Below are 23,879 nucleotides of genomic sequence, written 5' to 3'. Positions count from 1 at the left end.
AATCTGACACTGCATCAGAAAATCTCTTCCCTCGCATGCCGGGCTGCGGCATCCTGCCGCCCATGGAGACGGAGCTGAGCAAGAAACTGGGAGTCGAGCACGCCATCTTCGGCTTCACGCCCTTCCCGGCGGTCGCCGCTGCCATCACCCGCGCGGGCGGCCTCGGCGTGCTCGGCGCGGTCCGCTACACCGCTCCCGACGACCTCAAACGCGACCTCGACTGGATGCAGGAGCACACTGACGGCAAGCCCTACGGCCTCGACGTCGTCATGCCCGCCAAGAAGGCCGTCGACGGAATCAGCGAAGCCGACATCGAGGCGATGATCCCGGCCGGGCACCGCGCCTTCGTCCGCGACACCCTCGCCAAGCACCACGTGCCCGAACTCGCCGAAGGCGAGGCCTCCGGCTGGCGGATCACCGGCTGGATGGAGCAGGTCGCCCGCAACCAGCTCGACGTCGCCTTCGACTACCCCATCAAACTCCTGGCGAACGCCCTCGGTTCCCCGCCCGCCGACGTCATCGCCCGCGCCCACGACCACGGCGTCCTCGTCGCCGCCCTCGCCGGCAGCGCCAAGCACGCCCGCCGCCACGCGGAAGCCGGCATCGACATCGTCGTCGCCCAGGGCTACGAGGCCGGGGGCCACACCGGCGACATCGCCACCATGGTCCTCGTCCCGGAGATCGCCGAAGCCGTCGCCCCGCTCCCGGTCCTCGCCGCCGGCGGCATCGGCAGCGGCGAGCAGATCGCCGCCGGACTCGCCCTCGGCGCCCAGGGAGCCTGGCTCGGCTCCCTCTGGCTCACCACCACCGAGGCCGACCTCCACTCGCGCGCCCTCACCGGGAAACTGCTCGCCGCGGGCTCCGGTGACACCGTCCGCTCCCGCGCCCTCACCGGGAAGCCCGCCCGCCAGCTGCGCACGGAGTGGACCGACGCCTGGGACGACCCGGAGGGCCCGGGCGCGCTTCCCATGCCCCTCCAGGGCCTGCTCGTCGCCGAGGCCGTCTCCCGGATCCAGAAGTACGAGGTCCACCCGCTGCTCGGCACCCCCGTCGGCCAGATCGTCGGCCGGATGAACAGCGAACGCAGCGTCCAGGCCGTCTTCGACGACCTCACCAGCGGCTTCGAACGCGCCATCGACCGCATCAACCGCATCGCCGGCCGGGCGTGAGAGGTGTGACCAGCATGAGTGACCAGTCGCCCAACGGTTTCTGGGCCCAGGCGGCCGCCGACCCCGAGCGCACCGTCCTCGTCACCCCCGAGGGCGAGGAGTGGAGCGCCGCCCGGCTGCACGCCGACGTCAACCGCCTCGTCCACGGCCTGCGTGCCGCCGGACTCGAGAAAGGCGACGTCTTCGCCGTCGTGCTGCCCAACGGCGTCGAGTTCCTCACCGCCTACCTCGCCGCCTCCCAGGCCGGCTTCTACCTCGTCCCCGTCAACCACCACCTCGTCGGCCCCGAGATCGCCTGGATCGTCTCCGACTCCGGCGCCAAGGTGCTCATCGCCCACGAGCGCTTCGCCGACGCCGCCACCGCCGCGGCCGACGAGGCCGCCCTCCCCGCGAGCCACCGCTACGCCGTCGGAGCGGTCCCCGGCTTCCGCCCGTACGGGGACCTCCTCGCCGGGCAGCCCGGAACGGTCCCCGGGGAGCGCACCCTCGGCTGGGTCATGAACTACACCTCCGGCACCACCGGCCGCCCGCGCGGGATCCGCCGCCCCCTTCCCGGCAAGCTCCCCGAGGAGACGTACCTCGGCGGCTTCCTCGGCATCTTCGGCATCCGCCCCTTCGACGGGAACGTCCACCTGGTCTGCTCGCCGCTTTACCACACGGCCGTCCTCCAGTTCGCGGGCGCCGCCCTGCACATCGGGCACCCGCTGGTCCTGATGGACAAGTGGACCCCGCAGGAGATGCTGCGCCTGATCGACGCGCACTCCTGCACGCACACCCACATGGTCCCCACCCAGTTCCACCGGCTCCTCGCGCTCCCGCAGGAGACGAAGGACGCGTACGACGTCTCCTCGATGCGGCACGCCATCCACGGCGCCGCGCCCTGCCCCGACCACGTCAAACGGGCGATGATCGACTGGTGGGGCGGCTGCGTGGAGGAGTACTACGCGGCCAGCGAGGGCGGCGGCGCCTTCGCGACCGCCGAGGACTGGCTGAAGAAGCCGGGAACCGTCGGCAAGGCCTGGCCGATCAGCGAACTCGCCATCTTCGACGACGACGGCAACCGGCTGCCCGCCGGGGAACTGGGCACCGTCTACATCAAGATGAACACCGGCGGTTTCAGCTACCACAAGGACGAGGGCAAGACGAAGAAGAACCGCATCGGCGACTTCTTCACCGTCGGCGACCTCGGGCTGATGGACGAGGAGGGGTACCTCTTCCTCCGCGACCGCAAGATCGACATGATCATCTCGGGCGGGGTCAACATCTACCCGGCCGAAATCGAGTCGGCCCTGCTCACCCACCCGGCCGTCGCGGACGCCGCCGCCTTCGGCATCCCGCACGCCGACTGGGGCGAGGAGGTCAAGGCGGTCATCGAACCCGCCGAGGGCTTCGCCGCGGGCGACGCGCTCGCCGCGGAGATTCTGCACCACTGCGAACGGCAGCTCGCCGGCTACAAGCGCCCCAAGACGGTCGACTTCATCGAGACGATGCCGCGCGACCCGAACGGCAAGCTCTACAAGCGGCGGCTGCGCGACCCGTACTGGGAGGGCCACGACCGCGCCATGTGAGCCCGCGTCACCAACGGGTGAAGCCGTGCACCGCCGCGCCGTACGAGTCCTCGGGGGTGCCGGAGCGGAAGGTGCGGTAGGCGCGGCAGGTGCGGAAGGCGGGCCCGCCACGCCCGGCGCGTGCGTGAGAAGGGCCACGTCAGGGCGGTGAAGGCGGCGCTCGGGCCGCATCGGAGGGACACTTCTGGCAAGTTGGCTGATATGAGTACGGCTACCCGCAGATCAGCCCTGACCGACTGGACCCTCGTCGTCCCCCTGGTGGCGCTCGTCGCGCTCGTCCTCAGCTGGGGACGCGACCTGCCCGCGCTCGGGGTGGTGCTGGTCGCGCTCTGCCTCGCGGGCGCGGTGCTGGCGGCCGTCCACCACGCCGAGGTCGTCGCCCACCGCGTCGGGGAACCCTTCGGCTCCCTCGTGCTCGCCGTCGCGGTCACCGTCATCGAAGTCGCCCTCATCGTCACCCTGATGGCCGATGGCGGGGACAAGACCGCCTCGCTCGCCCGGGACACGGTCTTCGCCGCCGTCATGATCACCTGCAACGGCATCGTCGGCCTGTCCCTGTTCGTCAGGGCCCTGCGCAACCGGGTCGCGGTCTTCAACCCCGAGGGCTCCGGCGCGGCCCTCGCCACCGTCGCGACCCTCGCCGTCCTCAGCCTGGTCCTGCCGACCTTCACCACCAGCAAGCCCGGCCCGGAGTTCTCCTCCGCCCAGCTGACCTTCGCCGCCGTCGCCTCGCTCGCCCTGTACGGCCTGTTCGTCGCCGTCCAGACCGTCCGCCACCGGGACTACTTCCTGCCCGTGGAGACCGAGCGGCCGGCCGACCGGCCCGAAGGCAACGGCGACGACGAGGACCACGCCGCCCCGCCCACCGCCCGCGCCGCCCTGATCAGCACCGGCCTGCTGCTCGTCGCGCTCGTCGCGGTGGTCGGCGATGCCAAGGCCGTCTCCCCGACCATCGAGAAGGGCGTCGCCGACGCCGGCCTGCCCAACGCCGTCGTCGGCGTGATCATCGCCCTGCTCGTCCTGCTGCCCGAGACCCTGGCCGCCGTCCGCGCCGCCCGCCGCGGCCGGGTCCAGACCAGCCTCAACCTGGCCTACGGCTCCGCCATCGCCAGCATCGGCCTGACCATCCCCGCCATCGCCCTGGCCTCGATCTGGCTCTCCGGCCCGCTCCTGCTGGGCCTCGGCCCGGTCCACATGGTGCTGCTCGCCCTCACCGTCGTGGTCAGCGCCCTCACCATCGCCCCCGGCCGGGCCACGCTCCTCCAGGGCGGCGTGCACATCGTGCTGCTGGCCGCGTACCTCTTCCTGGCCGTCAGCCCCTGAGGGCCGACGGCCGGGAAGAGGACCCGTTCAGGACCAGGTCAGCGACGCTCGCGGGCCCAGACCACCTTCAGCTGCGGCGAGGTGAGGATGTCCCGCTCGCAGAAGCGCGCCGTGACCCAGCGTTCCCGGGAGAACAGCCGGGTCTGGTCCGCGGAGTGCGGCGAGCCCGGGTTCGAGGACTGGCCGTACGTCAGCAGGGTGCGCGCCACCGGGCAGTGGCCGCGGTCCCAGCCGACCGCCTGGATGTGGCTGGAGCCGTGCGCGACCTCCGCGTAGCCGCCGGCCGCCGCGTTCCACGGAGCCTCGATCTTGTTCCAGACGCCGAGCGCCTCCGTACCGCCGCCCACCGGCAGCTTCTGCCCGCCCCGCACCACGAACTGGTGCTCGCCCAGCGGGGCGTCCAGCGCGATCCCGGCCGCCCTCAGCTCGGCCACCGCGTCCGCGAGCGCGCGGCCGATGCCGGGCGCCGCCTGGTTGAGCGTACGGGGAGTGCGTACGGGATCGGCCGCCGAGAACGGCACCAGCCACAGGTCCTTGGCCGCGGTCGAGGCCGTCAGCCGGCGCCAGAACCGGTCGAAGAGCAGCGCGCCGCGGCTGGTGCTGTCGGCCGTACGGTCCCAGCCCGCCAGGACCGGGCAGGCGGCCGAGACGTCCACCGCGCTCCCGTCGCTGCCCGTCGCCGTACCGCCGGGCAGCGCGGCGCAGGCCTTCGCCGCGTCCGCCGCCGCCAGATCGCCGGCCGGAACCCGGTTGGCGAACTGCTGCTTCTCCAGGTCGGCCACGGTCAGCCGGCCCTTCGCGGCCATGGCCGACACGTCCTCGACCGCGCCGCGCGTGCGCAGCGAACGCGGGGTGGCGACGCTGCCCCAGACCCGCTCGTAGCCGGTCAGCGGACGGTCGGCATGGGCCAGCCAGGCGCTGTCGTTGGAATTCTCGGCGTACGGGGCGTCGCGCAGCGTCGGCGCCTTCCCCGGGCCGAACACGCCCGGCTGTACCGCGTCCGGATCCGAGCCGAGCGCGCAGTCCGTGCGCGAGCCGTCCAGCACCGCCAGTCCCGAGGCCGGGTACGTCGCACGGCCCAGCGGGGTGGAGCAGCGGGCCGCGAGCTCGTCGGTGATGCGGGGGAGCACCTGGGACTGGGTGAAGAGGGTGCCGCCCGCGGAGTCGGCGGCCACCGTGTTGACCCAGGGCAGGCCCTGGGTGCGGGCCAGGGCCTCCTGGATCCCGGCGACCGAGCGGGCCCTGCCCATCGCCAGGGCGCTGTCGGAGCCGCGCAGGTTCGCCGCGTTGGGGTCGTTCAGCGCGTACGCCGTACCGGCCGTCCAGGGCAGCGGCAGGCCCGCGCCGAGGTGGGAGACCACGGGTCCGTAGCGCGTCCACCACTGGGTACGGGTGACCGGATCACCGCCGGACACCGGGACGGTGACGGTCCGCCGGGTCATCCTCTCCGGTTTGCCGTCGACCAGGTAGGCGGTCGCGTCGGCCGGGTCGAGCGTGAGCTGGTGCAGGCTGACGGGGGTGCCGGTGGCCACCGTGTGGCTCCAGGCCACCTTCTCGTTGAAGCCGATGTTGACCACGGCGGTGCCGAGGAGGGAGCCGCCCGAGACGTTCAGCTTGCCGGGGATGGTCTGCTGCGACTGCCAGAAGCGGCGTCCGCCCTGCCACGGGTAGTGCGGGTTCCCGAGCAGCAGCCCGCTGCCGCTCGCCGTGGTGGAACCGGCGAAGGCGACCGCGTTGGAACCCATGTCGTACCGGCTGGTGTCGAAGAACTCCCGCGCGGCCTCGGCCGCCGTCGCCGGATCGGGCGCGGAGGCCGGGCCGAGGGGCGTCGCCGGGGAGCCCGGTGCAGCGGCGGCGGGCGGCTGGGCGGTGGGCGGCTGCGCGGCGGCGGGCGGCTGTGCGGCCGTGATGCCGTCGATGCCGCGTCCCTGGCCGCCGAGGACGGAGACCGCGAAGCCGCGGGCGGCCACGTCGGTGGTGGTGACCGGGCGGACCCAGCCGGCGCCCTTGCAGGCGGGGTCGTCGATCCTGTTCTGGGCGAGCCAGGCGTTGTACCCGGCGGCCCAGCCGCGCATCAGCTCCTTGAGGTCCTTGGTGGGGCCGGCCGGGGCGGGGGTCGCCAGCAGTTTCTCCACCGTGCCGGACTCGCGGACGCCCTTGAAGTACAGGTCGCTGGAGAGGTTCCGGGTGGCGGAGGAGAGGGATCCGTCGGGTGCGGCGTCGGGCCCGAACCAGCGCGAACGCTCACCGGCGACGGTCACGAACCCGTCGGCGAGGACACAGACCTGATCGGCCGCCTGTGCCCAGCCGGTGCCGAAGCCGAGCTGGGCGTAGTCGCGGGCGAGGATGTGCGGGATGCCGTTCTCGGTGTACCGGATGACGGCGGACAGACCGCCGCCGGCCGGTATCCGGTCACCGGTCGCCGCGGAGGCCTGCGGCACCGCGGCCGTCGCGGCGAGCAGCGCGGCACCGGTGAGGGCGACGCGGCGGAGTATCGGACGGGTGCTGAGGTGCAAGGTGCCTCCCAAGTGACCTGCGGGTGGGCGTGGTTGCCCGTGGGACAGGCGGTGCGTCCGTGCCCCCACACTCATGCAGGCGGTCCGATGATCTGTCAACATCCCGTTTGGTATCCCGGTCATTGACCTGGGGAGTCCGGGCGGCGAGGATCGCGCCATGACGGCAGCGCGAGCAGGGCGGGCAGTGCGAGCAGTGCGGGACAACACGGTCGACGGGCTGGTGCGCGACAGTGCGCGAAGGGTCCCCGACCGCCCCGCCGTCCGCTACCGGGACCGCAGCTGGACGTACGCGGAACTCGACGCGGCCGTCACGACCGGCGCCGCCGTCCTGCGGGAGCGGTACGGCCTGGCCGCCGGCGACCGCGTCGCCACCTTCGCCCACAACTGCGACGCCTACCTCCTCGCCTTCCTGGCCTGCGCTCGGGCCGGACTCACCCACGTCCCGGTGAACCAGAACCTCACCGGCGAGGACCTCGCGTACATCCTGGACAACTCCGGGAGCGCCCTGGTCCTCGCCGATCCGGACCTGGCGGGGCGGGTCCCGGACGGGTATCCCGTCCGGGCGCTTCGCGACGCCCCCGGCTCGTTCCTCGCGGAACTGGCCGAGCCGTCGCCCTTCGCCCCCAACGCGGACACGGACACGGACACGGACGGGACCGCGGACGGGACCGCGGACCCGGGCCGGGTGGCGCAGCTGCTCTACACCTCGGGGACCACCGCCCTGCCCAAGGGCGCGATGATGACCCACCGGGCCCTCGCCCACGAGTACGAGAGCGCGATCGAGGCGCTGGACCTGGCCGAGGAGGACCGGCCGGTGCACTCGCTGCCGCTGTACCACTCGGCTCAGATGCACGTCTTCCTGCTGCCGTACCTCGCGGTGGGGGCGCGCAACACGATCCTGGACGCGCCGGTCGCGGAGCAGGTCTTCGACCTGGTGGAGGCGGGGGAGGCGGACAGTCTCTTCGCCCCGCCCACCGTGTGGATCGGCCTGGCCAACCACCCGGACTTCGAGGCGCGCGAGCTGGGCGCACTGCGCAAGGCGTACTACGGGGCCTCGATCATGCCGGTTCCGGTCCTGGAACGGCTGCGGGCGCGGCTGCCCGGGCTCGGCTTCTACAACTGCTTCGGGCAGAGCGAGATCGGGCCGCTGGCCACCGTGCTCGGACCGGGCGAGCACGAGGGGCGGATGGACTCCTGCGGGCGGCCGGTACGCCATGTCGAGGCGAAGGTCGTCGACGAGGACGGCAAGGACGTGCCGGACGACACGGCGGGCGAGGTGGTCTACCGCTCGCCGCAGCTGTGCCTCGGGTACTGGAACGACCCGGCGGCCACGGAGAAGGCCTTCCGGGACGGCTGGTTCCGCTCGGGCGACCTCGCCGTGCGCGACGCGCAGGGCTACTTCACGGTCGTGGACCGGGTGAAGGACGTCATCAACTCGGGCGGGGTGCTGGTTGCCTCGCGCCAGGTGGAGGACGTGCTCTACACCCACCCGGGGGTGGCCGAGGCGGCCGTGGTCGGGCTGCCGGACGAGCGGTGGATCGAGGCGGTCACGGCGGTGGTGGTCCCGCGCGGGGAGGTGACGGAGGCGGAGCTGATGACGTACGCGCGGGAGAAGCTCGCCCACTTCAAGGCCCCGAAGCGGATCCTCTTCGTGGACGCCCTCCCGCGCAACGCCAGCGGCAAGATCCTCAAGCGCGAACTCCGCGACCGTTTCCGATCCTCATCGGCCTCTTGACGGCCCGGTGACCGACCTCAGGTCGGCTTGCGCCACACGGAGATGTGCTTCGCGGAGTCCTGGGTGAACGGCGCCCCGTCCCAGTCCGCGACGCGACGTTCCCTCTCGAGCCCGGCGATGCGTGCCATCAGGTCGAGCTCGGCCGGCCAGGCGTAGCGGTGCCGGGAGGCCTCTCGGCGGTAGCGGCCGTCGTCGCCGTCGCGGGTGAGGTGGTGCGAGACGAGGATCTGCTCCACGAGGTCGAAGGTGTCGAAGCCGAGGTGCTGCTCGGAGACGTCGAAGGGCACCGCGACCTGGCCGGGCGGCAGGAACCGCAGCGGCGGCACGCCCAGCTCGATGACGAATCGGCCGCCGGGCGCCAGATGACGTGCGGCGTTGCGGAAGCACTCGACCTGCTCGTCCTGCGTGAGCAGGTTCGTGATGGTGTTGTAGACGAGATAGACGAGGGTGAACTCGCCGGGAACGACGGTGGTGGCCATGTCCCCGATGACCACCGGGAGCGTGTCCTCGTCGATCTTGCGGCGGAGCACCGCTGTCATGTGCTCGGACAGTTCGATGCCCACGACCGGCACGCCGCGTTCCCGGAGCGGGACGCCCACGCGTCCGGTCCCGATGGCGAACTCCAGTGCCCGGCCGTCTCCGGCGAGCTCGGCCAGGAAGGCGAGAGTCGGTCCGAGAACGGCGGCCGAGGACGTCTCGGTCTCCTCGGCGTCGTAGCGGTCGGCGGTCGCTCGGGTCCACACTTCACTGCTCGTCACGGACGGCCACTTTGCCGGGTACCGAGGGGCGCTGTCGACGCATTTACCTTCCACCGGGTCCGGTCACTGGGGGTGTGCGGTGTGCGGGGGGAAGGCTTCGGGCGGGAAGAGCCCGCTCCGGCGGAGGCGGCGGAGGGTGAGGTGTTCGTGGACGAGGCGGCCGACGAGGGCGCCGCCGTACACGACGAAGCCGACGCCGACCAGCCAGGACTGGACGACGAGCAGGGTGCCGAAGGGGCCGTACGTCACCGCGTTGGACGCGATGAGCGGGGAGAACACCAGCTGCGAGAAGATCCGCAGCCCCAGCAGCCCGAGGCTGGTCGCCACCGCCCCCGGTACCAGGGCGCGCCAGCGGACCCGGCCCCCGAGCAGCAGACGCTGTGAGCCGACGAAGAACAGGCAGGTGCCGAGGAGGTCGCCCGCCGTGCCGAGGACGGTGCCGATGACGTCGTTCGAGGGCGCGGGGATCTCCACGAGCAGGGCGAGGTAGCAGACCAGGAGAGCCAGCCAGACGACGTGCCGCCACATGGTGTGCCAGCGGGCGGTCGGCAGGTCCCAGACCTTCTCATAGCCGGTCTGCACGGCCGAACCGAAGGTCAGGCCGAACACGGCGAGGGCGGCCAGACCGAAGGCGGTGGTCCGCTCCAGCGCCAGGTCCGCGGCGCCGAAGAGCATCTCGACCCGGGCCCGCGAGGACGGCGCCACCCCGAGGGCCTGACCGAGCCACCGGCCGAACCCGGAGCCGCTGCCCGGTGCGGCGGCCGCCACGACCACCAGCAGCGGCACCAGGGTGAGGAACCCGAGGGCCGCGAAGCCCATCGCCCGGTGCATCAGCTCCATCTCCCGGCCCCGGCTCCAGGCCAGCCCGATGTGGGAGCCCTGGAGCCGGTCGTGCAGCTGCCGGAAGAACGAGATCACAGGTCATGCACTACCCGCGAGGGCGATCACGCTCCCGGGCGCCACCCCGAATTGGGCCCGAAGGGGTGGTTTCAGCCGCCCGGACGCGGGTCCGTCGCCGCCCCCGCGCCGCGGAGGTCCACCAGCCGCTTGATCTTCCCGACCGAACGCTCCAGGGTCTCCGGGTCGACCACCTCGATCCGGACGGAGACCCCGATCCCCTCCTTGACGGCCCGGACCACCTGGGCGGCCGCGGCCTCCCGACCCTCCGCGTCCGTCTCCCGGCGCGCCTCCACCCGTACCGTCAGGGCGTCCATCCGCCCCTCCCGGGTCAGCCGCAGCTGGAAGTGCGGAGCCAGTCCGGCCGTCCGCAGGATTATCTCCTCGATCTGTGTCGGGTACAGATTCACGCCGCGCAGGATGATCATGTCGTCGCTGCGGCCCGTGATCTTCTCCATCCGGCGGAAGGCGGGCCGGGCCGTGCCGGGCAGCAGCCGCGTCAGATCGCGCGTGCGGTAGCGGATGACGGGCATGGCCTCCTTGGTGAGCGAGGTGAACACCAGCTCGCCCTGCTCGCCTTCCGGCAGGACCGCGCCCGTCAGCGGATCGACCACCTCCGGGTAGAAGTGGTCCTCCCAGATGTGCAGGCCGTCCTTGTGTGACGCGAATTCCTGCGCCACGCCCGGGCCCATGACCTCGGACAGGCCGTAGATGTCCACCGCATCCATGCCCAGCCGCTCCTCGATCTCCCGGCGCATCTCCTCGGTCCACGGCTCCGCCCCGAAAATGCCGGTGCGGAGCGAGGTGGCGCGGGGATCGATGCCCTGGCGTTCCATCTCGTCGAGCAGGGTCAGCATGTAGGACGGGGTCACCATGATGACCTCCGGCCGGAAGTCCTCGATGAGCCGGACCTGGCGGTCGGTCATGCCGCCCGAGGCGGGCACGACCGTACAGCCGAGGCGCTCCGCGCCGTAGTGCGCGCCGAGGCCGCCGGTGAAGAGCCCGTAGCCGTAGGCGATGTGGACGATCTGGCCGGGCCGGACGCCCGCCGCACGTATGGACCGGGCGACGACATCGGCCCAGGTGGAAAGATCCCCGTCGGTGTACCCCACGACCGTGGGCCGCCCGGTGGTGCCGCTGGAGGCGTGGATGCGCCGTACCTCGGACCGAGGCACGGCGAACATCCCGAAGGGGTACTGGTCGCGCAGATCGGTCTTGGCGGTGAAGGGGAACAGGGCGAGATCGGCGAGCGAGCGGCAGTCGTCCGGGTGGACGCCCGCCTTGTCGAAGGCCTGCCGGTAGAACGGCACGTTCTCGTAGGCGCGGTGCAGGGTCGCGCGCAGCCGCGTCAGCTGGAGGGCGGCCAGCTCGTCGCGACTCAGCCGCTCGCCTTCGTCGTGGAGATCCGCGTACACCGCCATGCCGTCACCTCATCCTGAGTCAACCGAACGATCATTCGGTAGATTGCCAGGACCCGGCACTCCAAATCAATGACTCGAACGAGTGATCGTCTGTTGTGATGGCTCCCATGCCTACCTTCACCACCTACGACGGAACCGAACTCGCCTATCACCTGCAAGGCGAGGGCGAACCGCTGATCTGCCTCCCGGGCGGCGCCATGCGGGCCTCCGAGTACCTGGGCGACCTCGGCGGACTGGCCGCCGGCCGCCGTCTCGTCCTGCTCGACCTGCGCGGTACGGGTGACTCCGCGATACCGGCGGACGAGTCGACGTACCGCGTCGACCACCAGGTCGCCGACGTCGAGGCGCTCCGGGTGCACCTCGGCCTGGAGCGCATGGACCTCCTCGCGCACTCGGCCGGCGGCAACCTCGCCCAGCTCTACGCGGCCGCGCACCCGCGGCGGCCGCGCCGGACCGTCCTGGTCACCCCGACCGCGTGGGCGGTGGACCTCCCGGTCACCCCGGAGCAGCGGCTGGAGGCGGCCCGGCTGCGCGCGGGAACCGAGCCGTACGACACGGCCATCGAGGCCTACGAGCGCATCCTCGCGGGCGACGGCCGTGGCGAGGCGGACTGGGACCTGGCCGCGCCGCTGTTCTACGGGCGCTGGGACGAGACGGCCCGGGCGCACTGCGCGGCGAACGGACGGCAGCAGAACGAGAAGGCCGCCGACGCCTACGCGGGCCCCGGCGCCTTCGACCCGCCCGCCACCCGGGAAGGCCTGCGGCAGGTCGCGGGCGAGGTGCTGGTGCTGGCCGGTGAGCTGGACGGCAACCCCAGTCCGGCGCTCGCGGCCCGGCTCGCCGCACTGTTCCCCGCGGGATCGCTCGACGTCCAGTCCGGGGCCGGGCACTTCCCGTGGCTGGACGACGCCGGCTGGTTCGCGTCCCGGGTGGAGCGTTTCCTCGCCACCGGCACCTGACGGCCGCCGAGCCCACACGGGCCCCGCGGTCGGTCGGTCAGGCGGTCAGGCGGTCAGTCGGCGGTCCGGCGCAGGACCAGGGAGACGAAGCCCCAGGTGTCCCGGTAGCCCCGCAGCCATTCGGAGCGCCGGAGGGAGGCGGTTTCGAGTGCCTGCGCGCTGTCCGGATGGGCGGGGTGGTCCAGGGCCCACGAGGCCAGCGACCCCCAACAGGCCCATTCGTAGTCGTCGAGCTCGCGCCGCGTGCTGACGTGCCCGGTGACGGGGGTCCAGCCGTCGGCCTCGACGCGGTCCACGGTGGTCGCCAAGTCGGCGAATTCCCCGAGTATCTCGACGGCCTCCGGGGAAGGCGTACGGTCCCAGAACCCTTCACCGATCAGGACGCGGCCGCCCGGGGCCAGGTGCTTGCGGGCCGCAGCGAGGGTGGGGAGCAGACCACCGAAGGCGTGCGTGGCGCCCACGCTCACCACGAGGTCGAACGGCTGCCGCGAGACGAAGTCCTCGGCTGCCTGCCGGTGGAGGACGAGCCGTTCCCCGACCCCGCGGCGGTCCGCTTCCGAGCGGGCCTGCGCGAGGGCGTCCTCGGAGATGTCGACGCCCTCGGCGTGCAGCAGCGGTCGCGCGGCCAGGGCGCGCAGGAGCCATTCGGCGGTGCCGCAGCCGAGGTCGAGCACGCGCTCGTCGCCGCGCGGGGCGCCGCGTTCGAGGAGCCGGCTCACGGAGTCGTCGTCGAGCGGGGACTTGATCGGGTGATCGGTGTGGGCGATGCGGGATATCTGTTCACGGTTCACCGGGACACGCTGTCAGCACCGGGGACCGCTCGCACCTTGTTTTGGAGGGGCCGGATCGGATCGCCCGGGGGTCCGGCCCCTCCTCCGTCCGCGGACCGTCGCCTACCCCTGCGGGGCCGTGTCGGCCTCCGTCGCCACCGTCTTCGCCCAGCGGTAGTCCGCCTTGCCGCTCGGAGAGCGTTGGATGGCGGGGGTGATGACCAGTTGGCGGGGGATCTTGTAGCCCGCCAGGCGGGTGCGGCAGTGGCTCTGTATCTCGTCCAGCGTCGGAGCCGGGGACCCGGAGCGGACCTGGACCACCGCGGCCACGTGGCTGCCCCACGTCGGGTCCGGGACGCCGGCGACCAGGGCGTCGTACACGTCGGGGTGGGACTTCAGCGCCTGTTCCACCTCCTCCGGATAAACCTTCTCGCCGCCCGTGTTGATGCACTGCGAGCCGCGCCCGAGCACCGTGACGATGCCCTGCTCGTCGACCGTCGCCATGTCACCGAGCAGCACCCAGCGCTCGGCACCCTTCTGGAAGAAGGTCTCGGCGGTCTTCGCCGCGTCGTTGTAGTAGCCGAGCGGTACGTGCCCGCGCTGCGCGAGTCGCCCCGGCTCACCGACCGCGACCGGCTCGTGCGTCACCGGGTCCACCACCTGCGTACGGTCGTTGACCACCAGGCGGAATCCCTTCTCCGGTCCGGAGTCGTCCGCCGCCCGGCCGTTGGAGCCGGACTCGGACGAGCCGAAGTTGTTCAGGAGCAGCACGTTCGGCACCAGCTGCTGGAACTCGGCGCGCACCGTCTCCGACATGATCGCCCCGGACGAGGACACGCTGAACAGCGAGGACAGGTCCGTGCCCTGGAGAGGGCCCTTCAAGGCGTCGATGAGCGGCCTGAGCATCGCGTCGCCGACCAGCGACACGCTCGACACCTTCTCCTTCTCGATCGTACGGAGCACCTCCTCCGGCGCGTACTTGCGGTGGATGACCACCCGCTGGCCGTAGTTGAAGGCGATGAACGAGGTCAGCGTCGACGTGCCGTGCATCAGCGGGGGAGCGGGGAAGAAGGTGAGCCCGGCCCCCTTCGACGCGACCCGTTCGGCCAGCTCCTCCGGCCGCTTCACCGGCTCGCCCGACGGTTCCCCGCCGAACAGGCCGGCGAAGAAGAGGTCCTCCGCCCGCCACATGACGCCCTTGGGCATGCCGGTGGTGCCGCCCGTGTAGATGATGAAGAGGTCGTCGGGGGAGCGGGGCGGGAACCCGCGCCCGGGCGAGCCGGCCGCCTCGGCGTCCGCGTACGCCACCGGGGCGATCGAGGGCTCCGGGGCGCCCTCGGGGACCTCTCCGACGCGGATCAGGTGCCGGAGCCTGGTCGTCTGCGGCAGCGCCGCCGCCACCCGCTCGGTGAACTCGCCCTCGAAGACGAGCGCGGCGAGATCGGCGTCGTTGTAGAGGTAGACCAGCTCCTCCTCCACGTACCGGTAGTTGACGTTCACCGGGACCAGCCGGGCTTTCAGACAGGCCAGTACGGTCTGGAGGTACTCGATCCCGTTGTAGAGGTGCAGCCCCAGGTGCTCGCCGGGCTCCAGCCCGCTGTCCAGCAGGTGGTGTGCGATCCGGTTCGCCGCCGCGTCCAGCTCCGCGTACGTGAGGCGGCGCTCCGCGCCGGTCCCGGGGTGGTCCACGTAGACGAGGGCCTCACGGTCCGGGACCACGTCCACGACCGACTCGAACAGGTCGGCAAGGTTGTACTCCACCGTTCCTCCTGACCCCGTATGTTCCCGATGTTCCCGACGACTGGCCCCGTGGCCGGCCTGCTCCGGCGGTCATTAGAGCGTCGGAGCCGGCAACTGGGAAGGGCGCCGCCCAAGAAATCTGACTGAGTGTCAGAAAACTATTGAACTGCACCCGCCCCTACTGCAACCTGTTCTAGGTCTTGAGACGGGAGGACGGCAATGGGTGGGACAGAACACCTGACCGTGGAACGGCACGGCGCCACGCTGGTGCTCACCATGAACAGGCCCGAGGCGAAGAACGCGCTCTCGCTGCCGCTGCTGGTGGGGCTGTACGACGGCTGGCTGGAGGCGGACGCCGACGACACGATCCGCTCGGTCGTCCTGACCGGCGCCGGCGGGGACTTCTGCGCCGGCATGGACCTCAAGGCGCTGGCCGGGAAGGGGATGGCGGGCGACCAGTACCGGGACCGCCTCAAAGCCGATCCCGACCTGCACTGGAAGGCGATGCTCCGTCACCACCGGCCGCGCAAGCCGGTGATCGCGGCGGTGGAGGGGTACTGCGTGGCCGGCGGGACCGAGATCCTGCAGGGTACGGACATCCGGGTGGCGGGCGAGGGAGCCACCTTCGGGCTCTTCGAGGTCAAGCGGGGCCTGTTCCCGATCGGCGGCTCCACGGTGCGGCTGCCGCGCCAGATCCCGCGTACGCACGCCCTGGAGATGCTGCTGACCGGGCGCCCGTACTCCGCGGAGGAGGCCGCGCGGATCGGGCTCGTGGGGCGGGTGGTGCCGGACGGCACGGCGCTGGAGGCCGCACTGGAGACCGCGGAGCGGATCAACGCGTGCGGGCCGCTGGCGGTGGAGGCGGTGAAGGCTTCGGTCTACGAGACCGCCGAGCTGACGGAGACGGAGGGGCTGGCCTCGGAGTTGCTGCGGGGGTGGCCGATCTTCGAGACGGCGGATGCGAAGGAGGGGGCGCGGGCCTTTGCGGAGAAGCGGCCCGCGGTGTATCGGCGCGAGTAGCCGCCGCGCCGCCGGGGCTCCGCCCCGAACCCCGCGCCTCAATCGCCGGCGGGGCTGGATGACCCGGGGCTCCGCCCCGGACCCCGCGCCTCAGACGCCGGCGAGGCCGGGTTTGTCGGAATCAACCATCGGAGAGCCACCATGACAGCTGCCTCCCCACCGGAGGTGCTCCGCGCGCCTCTCGTCGTCGAGTTTCCCTTCACCCGGTCCCTCGGACCCGTTCAGAGCGCCTTCCTCACCGGCCTGCGCGAAGGCGTCGTCCTCGGGGTCAGGACCTCCGACGGGAAGGTGATGGTCCCGCCCGTCGAGTACGACCCCGTCACCGCCGAGGAGATCCGCGAGCTCGTCGAGGTCGCCGGCACCGGCACCGTGACCACCTGGGCCTGGAACGGCCTGCCCCGCCCCAACCAGCCCCTGGACACCCCCTTCGCCTGGGTGCTGGTCAAGCTCGACGGCGCCGACACCGCCCTCCTGCACGCCCTCGACGCCCCCGGCCCCGAGGCCGTGCGCACCGGCATGCGCGTGCGCGTCCGCTGGGCCGCCGAGCGCACCGGGGCCATCACCGACATCGCCTGCTTCGAACCGTACGAGGGCCCGGCGGGCGGCCAGGCCGCCCCGCACGACGGGGAGTTCGCCGACGCCGTCACCGGCATCGTCGCGCAGGCCCGCCTGGACTACGTCTACAGCCCCGGCCGCGCCCAGACCGCGTACATCAAGGCCCTCTCCGAGCAGAAGACCGTCGGCGAGCGCTGCCCCTCCTGCCACAAGGTCTACGTCCCTCCGCGCGGCGCCTGCCCCACCTGCGGAGTGGCCACCACCGACCAGGTGGAGGTCGGCCCGGCGGGCACGGTCACCACGTACTGCATCGTCAACATCAAGGCCAGGAACCTCGACATCGAGGTCCCGTACGTCTACGCCCACATCGCCCTCGACGGCGCCGGCCTCGCCCTCCACGGCCGGATCGGCGGCATCCCGTACGACCAGGTGCGCATGGGCCTGCGGGTCGAACCGGTGTGGACCGAGGGCGGCCGCTACCCCGACCACTACCGCCCCACCGGCGAGCCGGACGCGGACTACGACGCGTACAAGGAGCTCATCTGATGGCCCGATACGCCCGTGAGGTCGCGGTGGTCGCCTTCGCGCAGAGCGACCACCTGCGCCGCACCGACGAACTCAGCGAAGTCGAGATGGTCATGCCGGTCCTGCACCAGGTGCTGGCCGCGACCGGCCTGAAGGCCGGCGAGATCGGCTTCACCTGCTCCGGCTCCAGCGACTACCTGGCCGGCCGGGCCTTCTCCTTCACCATGACCCTCGACGGGGTCGGCGCCTGGCCGCCGATCTCCGAGTCGCACGTGGAGATGGACGGCGCCTGGGCCCTCTACGAGGCCTGGGTCAAGATCCAGACCGGCGAGGCCGACACCGCGCTCGTCTACTCGTACGGAAAGTCCTCGCCGGGCTCGGTGCGCGACGTGCTGACCCGCCAGCTGGACCCGTACTACGTCGCTCCGCTCTGGCCCGACTCGGTGGCCCTCGCCGCCCTCCAGGCCCAGGCCCTCATCGACGCGGGCGAGACCGACGAGCCCGCCCTGGCCGCGATCGGAGCGCGCAGCCGGGCCGACGCCGAGGCCAACCCGCACGCCCAGCTGAGCGGTTCGGTGCCCCAGGGCGACTACCAGGTCCGGCCGCTGCGCACCGGGGACTGCCCGCCCATCGGCGACGGCGTGGCCGCCGTGATCCTGGCCGCCGGCGACCTCGCCCGGCAGCTCTGCGCACGCCCGGCCTGGATCACCGGCATCGACCACCGCATCGAGGCCCACAGCCTGGGGCTGCGCGACCTCACCGACTCCCCGTCCACCCGGATCGCCGCCGAACACGCGGGCGTCTTCGAGGCGCCCGTGGACACGGCGGAACTGCACGCCCCGTTCTCCTCCCAGGAGGTCGTGCTCCGCAAGGCGCTCGGGCTCGGGGAGGGCGTCGCCGTCAACCCCTCCGGCGGGGCCCTCGCCGCCAATCCGATGATGGCCGCGGGGCTGATCCGGATCGGCGAGGCGGCCGCCCGCATCCACCGCGGCGAATCCGACCGGGCCGTCGCCCACGCCACCTCCGGCCCCTGCCTCCAGCAGAACCTGGTCGCCGTCCTGGAAGGGGACCGAGCATGAGCGCCACGGGCAAGGAGCCGGTGGCCGTCGTCGGCATCGGGCAGACCAAGCACGTGGCCGCCCGCCACGACGTCTCCATCGCCGGACTGGTCCGCGAGGCCGCGGCGCGCGCCCTCGCCGACGCCGAGCTGACCTGGGCGGACATCGACGCGGTCGTCATCGGCAAGGCCCCCGACTTCTTCGAGGGGGTGATGATGCCGGAGCTGTACCTGGCGGACGCCCTCGGCGCGGTCGGCAAGCCGATGCTGCGCGTGCACACGGCCGGTTCGGTCGGCGGCTCCACCGCCCTGGTCGCCTCCAACCTCGTCGCGGCGCGCGTCCACCGGACCGTGCTCACCCTCGCCTTCGAGAAGCAGTCAGAGTCGAACGCCATGTGGGGGCTCTCCCTCCCCGTCCCCTTCCAGCAGCCGCTGCTGGCGGGCGCGGGCGGGTTCTTCGCCCCGCACGTGCGCGCGTACATGCGGCGTACGGGCGCACCCGACACGGTGGGCTCGCTCGTCGCCTACAAGGACCGGCGCAACGCGCTGAAGAACCCGTACGCGCACCTGCACGAGCACGACATCACCCTGGAGAAGGTCCAGGCCTCGCCGATGCTGTGGGACCCGATCCGGTACTCCGAGACCTGCCCCTCCTCCGACGGCGCCTGCGCGATGATCCTCACCGACCGGGCGGGCGCGGCCCGTTCGCCGAAGCCGGCCGCCTGGGTGCACGGCGGGGCGATGCGCAGCGAGCCCACCCTCTTCGCGGGCAAGGACTTCGTCTCTCCGCAGGCCGGCAAGGACTGCGCGGCCGACGTCTACCGGCAGGCGGGGATCACCGATCCGCGCCGGGAGGTCGACGCGGTGGAGATGTACGTACCGTTCTCCTGGTACGAGCCGATGTGGCTGGAGAACCTCGGGTTCGCCGCGGAGGGCGAGGGATGGAAGCTCACCGAGGCGGGCGTGACGGAACTCGACGGGGACCTTCCGGTCAACCCCTCCGGCGGGGTCCTGTCCACCAACCCGATCGGCGCCTCCGGCATGATCCGCTTCGCGGAAGCGGCCCTCCAGGTCCGCGGCCAGGCCGGGGAACACCAGGTTCCGGGAGCCCGGCGGGCGATGGGCCACGCGTACGGCGGCGGCGCCCAGTTCTTCGCGATGTGGCTGGTGGGAGCCGAGGAGCCCACGTCCTGACGGCGGTCCGGGCGACGGCGCAGGGGTGGGACGGGGTACGGGACAGGCCACGGTGACTCACCGTGGCCTGTGCGCCACGCGCTGCGGTGGTTAACCTTGCCCCCGGACGACGTACCGGGAGGAGCACGCACGTGGCCGAGAGCATGATTACGCAACCCCTCGCCGGCTGGGGCAAGCCGGACCTCGATCTCACCGAGGCGGACTGGCAGTCGAGCAGCCGGGGGGCGGGTGACGTCCAGATCGCCTTCGTGGAGGGCTTCATCGCGATGCGCAACAGCGAGCGGCCGGAGAGCCCTTCGCTGATCTTCACGCCGGACGAGTGGCACAAGTTCGTGCTGAACGCCCGAGGCGGGGAGTTCGACCTGACCTAGGCCGTCTCTTTCGGATCTGGCCTGGCCCGCGCCGCCTGGCACCGCACCTCGCCGTGTTGTCGGGGCGCCCAAGTACGTCCAGTACTCGGGCGCCCCTCCGCCTTGCGATGCACGGCACCAGACGACGCGGGCTTAACCGGCCAGATCCGAAAGAGACGGCCTAGGCCGATCTCGTACGTGCGGCACCACCGGGCGCGGAGCTGCCGCCCCGGTGGCCGCCCGCACCCCTTGCCGGCGGCCCGGGTCCCCTTGCCGCCCGCGCGTAATCCCTTGCCCGCCGCGGAGCGCCCCGGCAGGATGGGGCCATGACGATCATCCGCCGAAAGGGCGATGCCGCGTAGACGGCCCGGCGCGCTGCGCGCCGAACGAGGAACGTACGAGGACCGGCGGCCACCCGCCTGGACGCGGCCGCTCCCGCCCGTGGACCGGCTGCCACCCGATGCCGCTGCCGCCGCCCACTGGGCCCGGCCCGGCCACGCCGACGAGATCGCGGACCTGCTGAGCAGGTACCGGAACTTCCTGCGCCGCCCCGGCGGCACCCTGCTCCTGGGCCCCGCCCCGTGCCAGGGCTGCCCCTGCTGCTCACGTGACGACATCGCCGTCGTCCGGGACGAACTGGCCAACCTCCGGCGGGCCTTGCCGCCCGTCGCCCGGACCGCACTGGGCCGCGTACTGCGGGACCTGGACGCGCAGTTCCTCCGCCGCACGCTTCCCGACCCCGACCCGCCCGCCGACCGGTGGGCCGACTGGCGGGGCCGTCCGCGCGCCTGGTGGCACCGGCGGCTCCACGAGGACACCTGAGCGGCGGCCGGGACGCCCGGCCGGCGGCGCCCAATCGGGCATATCGGGATGATGGGTAGGGTGGGGGCATGAGTGGAGAGAACGATCTGCGCAAGCTCCTGAGCGGAATGCGGCCCGAGTTGAACGAGGGGCGGTACGTGTTCTGCACCGTGCCCGGAGGCACGGTGCCCGCCGGCACCGCGCCCGTCGCCACCGTTCTGGAGCAAGAGGGACTCACCCTGGTCCTGCGCCAGGAGGACGCCGACGCCGCCGGGCTCGCCTACGACTACACCGCGGGCTGGATCACCCTGCGGATCCACTCCGCCCTCGATGCCGTCGGCCTCACCGCGGCCTTCGCCGCCGAACTCGGCGCACACGGTTTGAGCTGCAACGTCATCGCCGGCTACCACCACGACCACCTGTTCGTGGCCGCGGACCGGGCCGCCGAGGCGGTGGCCGTCCTGGAGGAGCTCGCGGCGCGTTCGGCAGAGGACCGGAACGCCCCGGAATACCCCTCGGAAGGTCGCTTGTAAAGAAGATCGGATTCTTTCCTCACTGTGGGGCACCTCGCCCTGTGCGCGGGCGTACGCTGATGTCCCGAACAGGCCTGGGGGGTACCAGCCATGACGGACCGCCGGACCCGTAAGCGGCGCACGATGGTCGAACGCGAGGCCGAACTCGCCACCGTCGACGAGGCCCTGGACCAGCTCACCGGTCCCGGGCCGGACGCCGGCGGCGCGCTGCTCGCCTTCTCCGGCCCGGCCGGCCTCGGCAAGACCACCCTGCTCGCCGAACTGCGCCGCCGCGCCCACGCCCGCTCCTGCACCGTCCTCGCCGCCCGCGGCGGGGAGCAGGAGCAGAGCCAGCCCTTCCACGTCGCCCGCCAGCTGATCCAGCCCCAGCTGGCCGGCACCTCCGAGCAGGAACTGCGCGCGGCCCTCGGGGGCTGGTACTCCATCGTCGGACCGGCCCTCGGGCTGTGCGCCCCCGAACAGGGCGCCCCGCCCGACCCCCAGGGCCTGCGCGACGGACTCGACTGGGTCCTCACCCACCTCGTCGTCAAGCGTGCCCCCGTCACCCTCGTCCTCGACGACGCCCACTGGGCCGACCCCGAGTCCCTCGGCTGGCTCGCCGCCTTCGCCCCGCGCGCCGAACACCTCCCGCTGCTCCTCGTGGTCGCCTACCGGCCCGATGAACTGCCGGCGGACGCGGAGGCCTTCCGTACGCTGCCCGGCCGGGCGGGACAGCGCCCGCTGCCCCTCGCTCCGCTCACCCCGGCCGCCGTCGCCGCCCTCGTCCGCGAATGGCTCGGCGACCACGCCGACGACGCCTTCTGCCAGGAAGCCTGGGCCGTCACCACCGGCAACCCCTTCGAGGCCGTCGAACTGGCCGCCAAGGTCCGCGACAAGGGCCTGCCCCCGGTCGAGGCGAACGCCCCGCTGCTGAGCGACCTCGTCGCCGCCCAGCGCGGCAGCGGCCTCGCCGCCCGCCTCGAACGCCTCGGCCCCTCCACCGTCCGCTTCGCCTGGGCCTGCGCCGTCCTCGGCACCGCCATCCCGCAGGACCTCGCCGCCCGGGTCGCCGCCCTCGGCGCCGAGGAGGCCGTGGACGCCACCGGGCGGCTGCGCGACGCGCGCATCCTGTCCGCCGCCACGGAAGAGCCCGACGCGGGGCTGGAGTTCGTCCACCCGCTCATCGCCACCGGCATCTACCGAGCCATCCCCGACGCGCTCCGCGTCGCCCTGCACGGCAAGGCCGCCGCGGCCGTCGTCGACGCCGGACTCGGCTCCTCCGCCGCCGCCCGCCATCTGCTGGAGACCCACCCCGAGAACGACCCCTGGGTGGTGCGCGTGCTGCGCGAGGCCGCCGGCGAGAACCTCCGCGCCGGCGCCCCCGAGGCCGCCCGCCGCCAGCTCGCCCGCGCTCTGCGCGAGCCCCCGGACTTCGACGAACGCGCGGCCGTGCTGTACGAACTCGGCTGCGCCTCCCTGCTCACCGAGCCCGCGAACACCGTCAACCACCTGCGGGCCGCCCTCGCCGAGCCCTTCGACGACCCGGCGCTGCGCCAGGGCATCGTCATCCGGCTCGCCCAGGTGCTCGCGCACAGCGACCGCCTCGCCGAGGCCTCGGAATCCCTCGCCCGGGAGATCCCGAACACCCAGGACGTCCGCGCCCGACTGCGCCTGCAGTCGGAGCAGTTCATGTGGGACGCCTTCAACGCCGCCGAGACCGACTCCCCGGCCCGCTCGCGGCGCCTCGCCCGGCTCGCCGACCGGCTGACCGGCCGCGACGTCACCGAGCGGTACGTCATCGCGCTGCGGGCCTGGGACGCCTGCCTGCGGGGAGAACCGGTGGACGTGGTGCTGCACCACGCCGGACGGGTGCTGGAGCGGCCCTTCAGCTGGGCCCACGAGGACCGAGGCTTCGAGGTCCCGGTCCTGGTCGCGATGGCCCACATGTACGCCGACCGGCCGGGACGGGCGGAGGAGCTGTTCGAGGCGGGCACCGCCGAGTTCGAGCGGCAGGGCTGGCGCGGAGCGCACCTCTCCTTCGCGTACAGCCTGCGCGCCTACATCCGCTACCGGCGCGGGCGGCTCGCCGAGGCCGAGGAGCTGGCACGGGCCGGGCTGCGGCTGGCCGAACGCGTGGGCCGGCGCACCCCCGTGCACTGGTACGCCATAGCCATCCTCCTCACCACGCTGCTCGCGCGGGGCCGGGCCGACGAGGCCTGGGAGCTGGCACGGGAGCACGAGTACGGCAGGCCCTTCCCGGCGGCCGTGGTCTTCCCCGACTCCCAGACGGTCTACGCCGAACTGCTGCTGGCCCGCGGCCAGGTCCGGGCGGCCGTCGCCGAGCTGGAGGAGGTCGACCGGCGGCTGACGCCGCGCGGCATCCAGAACCCGGCGTGGTGCCCGTGGCAGCTGCACCTGGCCCGGGCCGTCGCCGCGGACGATCCGGACCGGGCGCGTGCCCTGGCCGACGATGCCGTCCGGCGGGCCCGTGCCTTCGGAGCCCCTTCGGGCATCGGCCAGGCCCTGCGGGTGGCGGCCGAGGTCGCGGCGCCGGAGGACCGGGCCGGGCTGCTGGAAGAGGCGGTCGGCCTGCTCGCGCAGTCACCGGCCGGCTACGAACTGGCCCGCGCCCTGGGCGCGCTGGGCGCCGAACTGCGGGACGCGGACCTGCTGGCGCGGGCGGTGGTGACGGCCCGGGAATGCGGGGCCGACGGGCTGGTGGCCCGCGCGACCGACGTCCTGCTCGCGCTGGGCGGCACCCTGCCGTGCGGGCCGGACACGAAGGGCGCGGAGAACGGCCCCGGGCCGGAAGGGCGCACGCGGGACGGACTTACGGAGGAGGAGCTCCGGGCGGCGCGGCAGGCGGCGGGCGCGTCCGCCCCGGACGGCTCCGGCCGCCGCGGACCGGACCCGGAATGGGCCCTGTCCGCGGCCTGCCGCAAGCTCGGCGCCGATCCCCCGGGCCTGCCGGCCGCCCTGAAGGCCTACGCACCGTAGGCCTTCGGGACC

General features: G+C 72.8%; 19 protein-coding genes. 13 read left to right on the top strand and 6 right to left on the bottom strand.

The features are described 5' to 3' along the window. Positions 1 to 62 precede the first annotated feature (62 nt). The 3 genes from ACFYZ4_RS01185 (at position 63) to ACFYZ4_RS01175 (ending at position 4,060) form a co-directional block, all read left to right on the top strand. Positions 63 to 1,169, top strand: a complete 1,107-nt coding sequence (locus tag ACFYZ4_RS01185; protein WP_390782624.1) for an NAD(P)H-dependent flavin oxidoreductase — start codon at positions 63 to 65, stop codon at positions 1,167 to 1,169. A 14-nt stretch (positions 1,170 to 1,183) separates the two neighbouring features. After that, positions 1,184 to 2,737: an acyl-CoA synthetase gene (locus ACFYZ4_RS01180; RefSeq protein WP_390782623.1), complete on the top strand. Its 1,554-nt coding sequence runs from the start codon at positions 1,184 to 1,186 to the stop codon at positions 2,735 to 2,737. A gap of 201 nt (positions 2,738 to 2,938) precedes the next feature. Then, complete coding sequence (locus tag ACFYZ4_RS01175; protein ID WP_351301841.1) at positions 2,939 to 4,060, top strand: ionic transporter y4hA; 1,122 nt, start codon at positions 2,939 to 2,941, stop codon at positions 4,058 to 4,060. A gap of 38 nt (positions 4,061 to 4,098) precedes the next feature. On the opposite strand, the gene ACFYZ4_RS01170 is transcribed toward ACFYZ4_RS01175, so the two are convergent. After that, positions 4,099 to 6,576, bottom strand: a complete 2,478-nt coding sequence (locus tag ACFYZ4_RS01170; RefSeq protein ID WP_390782622.1) for a penicillin acylase family protein — start codon at positions 6,574 to 6,576, stop codon at positions 4,099 to 4,101. A gap of 184 nt (positions 6,577 to 6,760) precedes the next feature. On the opposite strand from ACFYZ4_RS01170, the gene ACFYZ4_RS01165 reads away from it, so the two are divergent. Further along, the gene (locus ACFYZ4_RS01165) at positions 6,761 to 8,311 is read left to right on the top strand and encodes a fatty acyl-CoA synthetase (RefSeq protein WP_390782903.1); all 1,551 of its coding nucleotides are present in this window, start codon (positions 6,761 to 6,763) and stop codon (positions 8,309 to 8,311) included. Positions 8,312 to 8,328: 17 nt separating this feature from the next. On the opposite strand, the gene ACFYZ4_RS01160 is transcribed toward ACFYZ4_RS01165, so the two are convergent. The 3 genes from ACFYZ4_RS01160 to paaK form a co-directional block, all read right to left on the bottom strand. Beyond that, positions 8,329 to 9,069, bottom strand: coding sequence for a class I SAM-dependent DNA methyltransferase (locus ACFYZ4_RS01160; protein ID WP_390782621.1), 741 nt, complete (start codon positions 9,067 to 9,069; stop codon positions 8,329 to 8,331). 63 nt (positions 9,070 to 9,132) lie between these two features. Continuing rightward, positions 9,133 to 9,987 (bottom strand): YhjD/YihY/BrkB family envelope integrity protein, encoded by an 855-nt coding sequence (locus tag ACFYZ4_RS01155; protein ID WP_351301853.1) that lies wholly within the window; start codon positions 9,985 to 9,987, stop codon positions 9,133 to 9,135. 71 nt (positions 9,988 to 10,058) lie between these two features. Then, positions 10,059 to 11,387, bottom strand: a complete 1,329-nt coding sequence (gene paaK / locus ACFYZ4_RS01150) for a phenylacetate--CoA ligase PaaK (protein WP_390782620.1) — start codon at positions 11,385 to 11,387, stop codon at positions 10,059 to 10,061. Between the two features lie 107 nt (positions 11,388 to 11,494). Between paaK and ACFYZ4_RS01145 the strand changes: the two genes are divergently transcribed. Beyond that, entirely contained in the window at positions 11,495 to 12,346 is an 852-nt protein-coding gene (locus ACFYZ4_RS01145) for an alpha/beta fold hydrolase (RefSeq protein ID WP_390782619.1), read from the top strand. A gap of 53 nt (positions 12,347 to 12,399) precedes the next feature. On the opposite strand, the gene ACFYZ4_RS01140 is transcribed toward ACFYZ4_RS01145, so the two are convergent. Together ACFYZ4_RS01140 and ACFYZ4_RS01135 are read right to left on the bottom strand one after the other, a co-directional pair. Next, the gene (locus ACFYZ4_RS01140) at positions 12,400 to 13,137 is read right to left on the bottom strand and encodes an SAM-dependent methyltransferase (RefSeq protein WP_384343126.1); all 738 of its coding nucleotides are present in this window, start codon (positions 13,135 to 13,137) and stop codon (positions 12,400 to 12,402) included. A 102-nt stretch (positions 13,138 to 13,239) separates the two neighbouring features. Then, positions 13,240 to 14,877 carry an acyl-CoA synthetase gene (locus ACFYZ4_RS01135; protein WP_351301865.1) on the bottom strand — a complete coding sequence of 546 codons (1,638 nt, stop codon included), beginning with the start codon at positions 14,875 to 14,877 and terminating at the stop codon, positions 13,240 to 13,242. A gap of 198 nt (positions 14,878 to 15,075) precedes the next feature. Between ACFYZ4_RS01135 and ACFYZ4_RS01130 the strand changes: the two genes are divergently transcribed. The 8 genes from ACFYZ4_RS01130 to ACFYZ4_RS01095 all read left to right on the top strand — a co-directional run bounded on the left by ACFYZ4_RS01130 (position 15,076) and on the right by ACFYZ4_RS01095 (position 23,867). Beyond that, positions 15,076 to 15,876: a crotonase/enoyl-CoA hydratase family protein gene (locus tag ACFYZ4_RS01130; RefSeq protein WP_362854950.1), complete on the top strand. Its 801-nt coding sequence runs from the start codon at positions 15,076 to 15,078 to the stop codon at positions 15,874 to 15,876. A 141-nt stretch (positions 15,877 to 16,017) separates the two neighbouring features. Beyond that, entirely contained in the window at positions 16,018 to 16,977 is a 960-nt protein-coding gene (locus ACFYZ4_RS01125; protein ID WP_384343133.1) for a Zn-ribbon domain-containing OB-fold protein, read from the top strand. Next, positions 16,977 to 18,035 carry a thiolase domain-containing protein gene (locus tag ACFYZ4_RS01120; protein WP_351299724.1) on the top strand — a complete coding sequence of 353 codons (1,059 nt, stop codon included), beginning with the start codon at positions 16,977 to 16,979 and terminating at the stop codon, positions 18,033 to 18,035. The genes ACFYZ4_RS01125 and ACFYZ4_RS01120 overlap by 1 nt, the downstream gene beginning before the upstream one ends. Beyond that, positions 18,032 to 19,207 carry a thiolase domain-containing protein gene (locus ACFYZ4_RS01115; RefSeq protein ID WP_390782618.1) on the top strand — a complete coding sequence of 392 codons (1,176 nt, stop codon included), beginning with the start codon at positions 18,032 to 18,034 and terminating at the stop codon, positions 19,205 to 19,207. Before ACFYZ4_RS01120 ends, ACFYZ4_RS01115 begins: the two co-directional genes overlap by 4 nt. 131 nt (positions 19,208 to 19,338) lie before the next feature. Beyond that, the gene (locus ACFYZ4_RS01110) at positions 19,339 to 19,578 is read left to right on the top strand and encodes a DUF397 domain-containing protein (protein WP_351299718.1); all 240 of its coding nucleotides are present in this window, start codon (positions 19,339 to 19,341) and stop codon (positions 19,576 to 19,578) included. Between the two features lie 330 nt (positions 19,579 to 19,908). Then, complete coding sequence (locus tag ACFYZ4_RS01105) at positions 19,909 to 20,379, top strand: hypothetical protein (protein ID WP_390782617.1); 471 nt, start codon at positions 19,909 to 19,911, stop codon at positions 20,377 to 20,379. Positions 20,380 to 20,447: 68 nt separating this feature from the next. Continuing rightward, positions 20,448 to 20,891 (top strand): ACT domain-containing protein, encoded by a 444-nt coding sequence (locus tag ACFYZ4_RS01100; protein WP_351299712.1) that lies wholly within the window; start codon positions 20,448 to 20,450, stop codon positions 20,889 to 20,891. Positions 20,892 to 20,981: 90 nt separating this feature from the next. Next, the gene (locus ACFYZ4_RS01095; RefSeq protein ID WP_390782616.1) at positions 20,982 to 23,867 is read left to right on the top strand and encodes an ATP-binding protein; all 2,886 of its coding nucleotides are present in this window, start codon (positions 20,982 to 20,984) and stop codon (positions 23,865 to 23,867) included. Positions 23,868 to 23,879: the final 12 nt, after the last annotated feature.

This window comes from Streptomyces sp. NPDC001513, from assembly GCF_042894695.1.
In the GTDB taxonomy this organism is placed as follows: Bacteria; Actinomycetota; Actinomycetes; order Streptomycetales; family Streptomycetaceae; genus Streptomyces.
Note: the sequence above shows the minus strand (reverse complement) of the source record. Positions and strands in the feature narration are given on the sequence as shown.

What these genes read in the sequence shown, in the direction of transcription:
- ACFYZ4_RS01145 (WP_390782619.1), top strand. Translation starts at nt 11,495, where the DNA reads ATGCCTACCTTCACCACCTACGACGGAACCGAACTCGCCTATCACCTG.
- ACFYZ4_RS01130 (WP_362854950.1), top strand. Translation starts at nt 15,076, where the DNA reads ATGGGTGGGACAGAACACCTGACCGTGGAACGGCACGGCGCCACGCTG.
- ACFYZ4_RS01125 (WP_384343133.1), top strand. Translation starts at nt 16,018, where the DNA reads ATGACAGCTGCCTCCCCACCGGAGGTGCTCCGCGCGCCTCTCGTCGTC.
- ACFYZ4_RS01105 (WP_390782617.1), top strand. Translation starts at nt 19,909, where the DNA reads ATGCCGCGTAGACGGCCCGGCGCGCTGCGCGCCGAACGAGGAACGTAC.
- ACFYZ4_RS01185 (WP_390782624.1), top strand. Translation starts at nt 63, where the DNA reads ATGGAGACGGAGCTGAGCAAGAAACTGGGAGTCGAGCACGCCATCTTC.
- ACFYZ4_RS01100 (WP_351299712.1), top strand. Translation starts at nt 20,448, where the DNA reads ATGAGTGGAGAGAACGATCTGCGCAAGCTCCTGAGCGGAATGCGGCCC.
- ACFYZ4_RS01095 (WP_390782616.1), top strand. Translation starts at nt 20,982, where the DNA reads ATGACGGACCGCCGGACCCGTAAGCGGCGCACGATGGTCGAACGCGAG.
- ACFYZ4_RS01115 (WP_390782618.1), top strand. Translation starts at nt 18,032, where the DNA reads ATGAGCGCCACGGGCAAGGAGCCGGTGGCCGTCGTCGGCATCGGGCAG.
- ACFYZ4_RS01175 (WP_351301841.1), top strand. Translation starts at nt 2,939, where the DNA reads ATGAGTACGGCTACCCGCAGATCAGCCCTGACCGACTGGACCCTCGTC.
- paaK (WP_390782620.1), bottom strand. Translation starts at nt 11,387, where the DNA reads ATGGCGGTGTACGCGGATCTCCACGACGAAGGCGAGCGGCTGAGTCGC.
- ACFYZ4_RS01180 (WP_390782623.1), top strand. Translation starts at nt 1,184, where the DNA reads ATGAGTGACCAGTCGCCCAACGGTTTCTGGGCCCAGGCGGCCGCCGAC.
- ACFYZ4_RS01120 (WP_351299724.1), top strand. Translation starts at nt 16,977, where the DNA reads ATGGCCCGATACGCCCGTGAGGTCGCGGTGGTCGCCTTCGCGCAGAGC.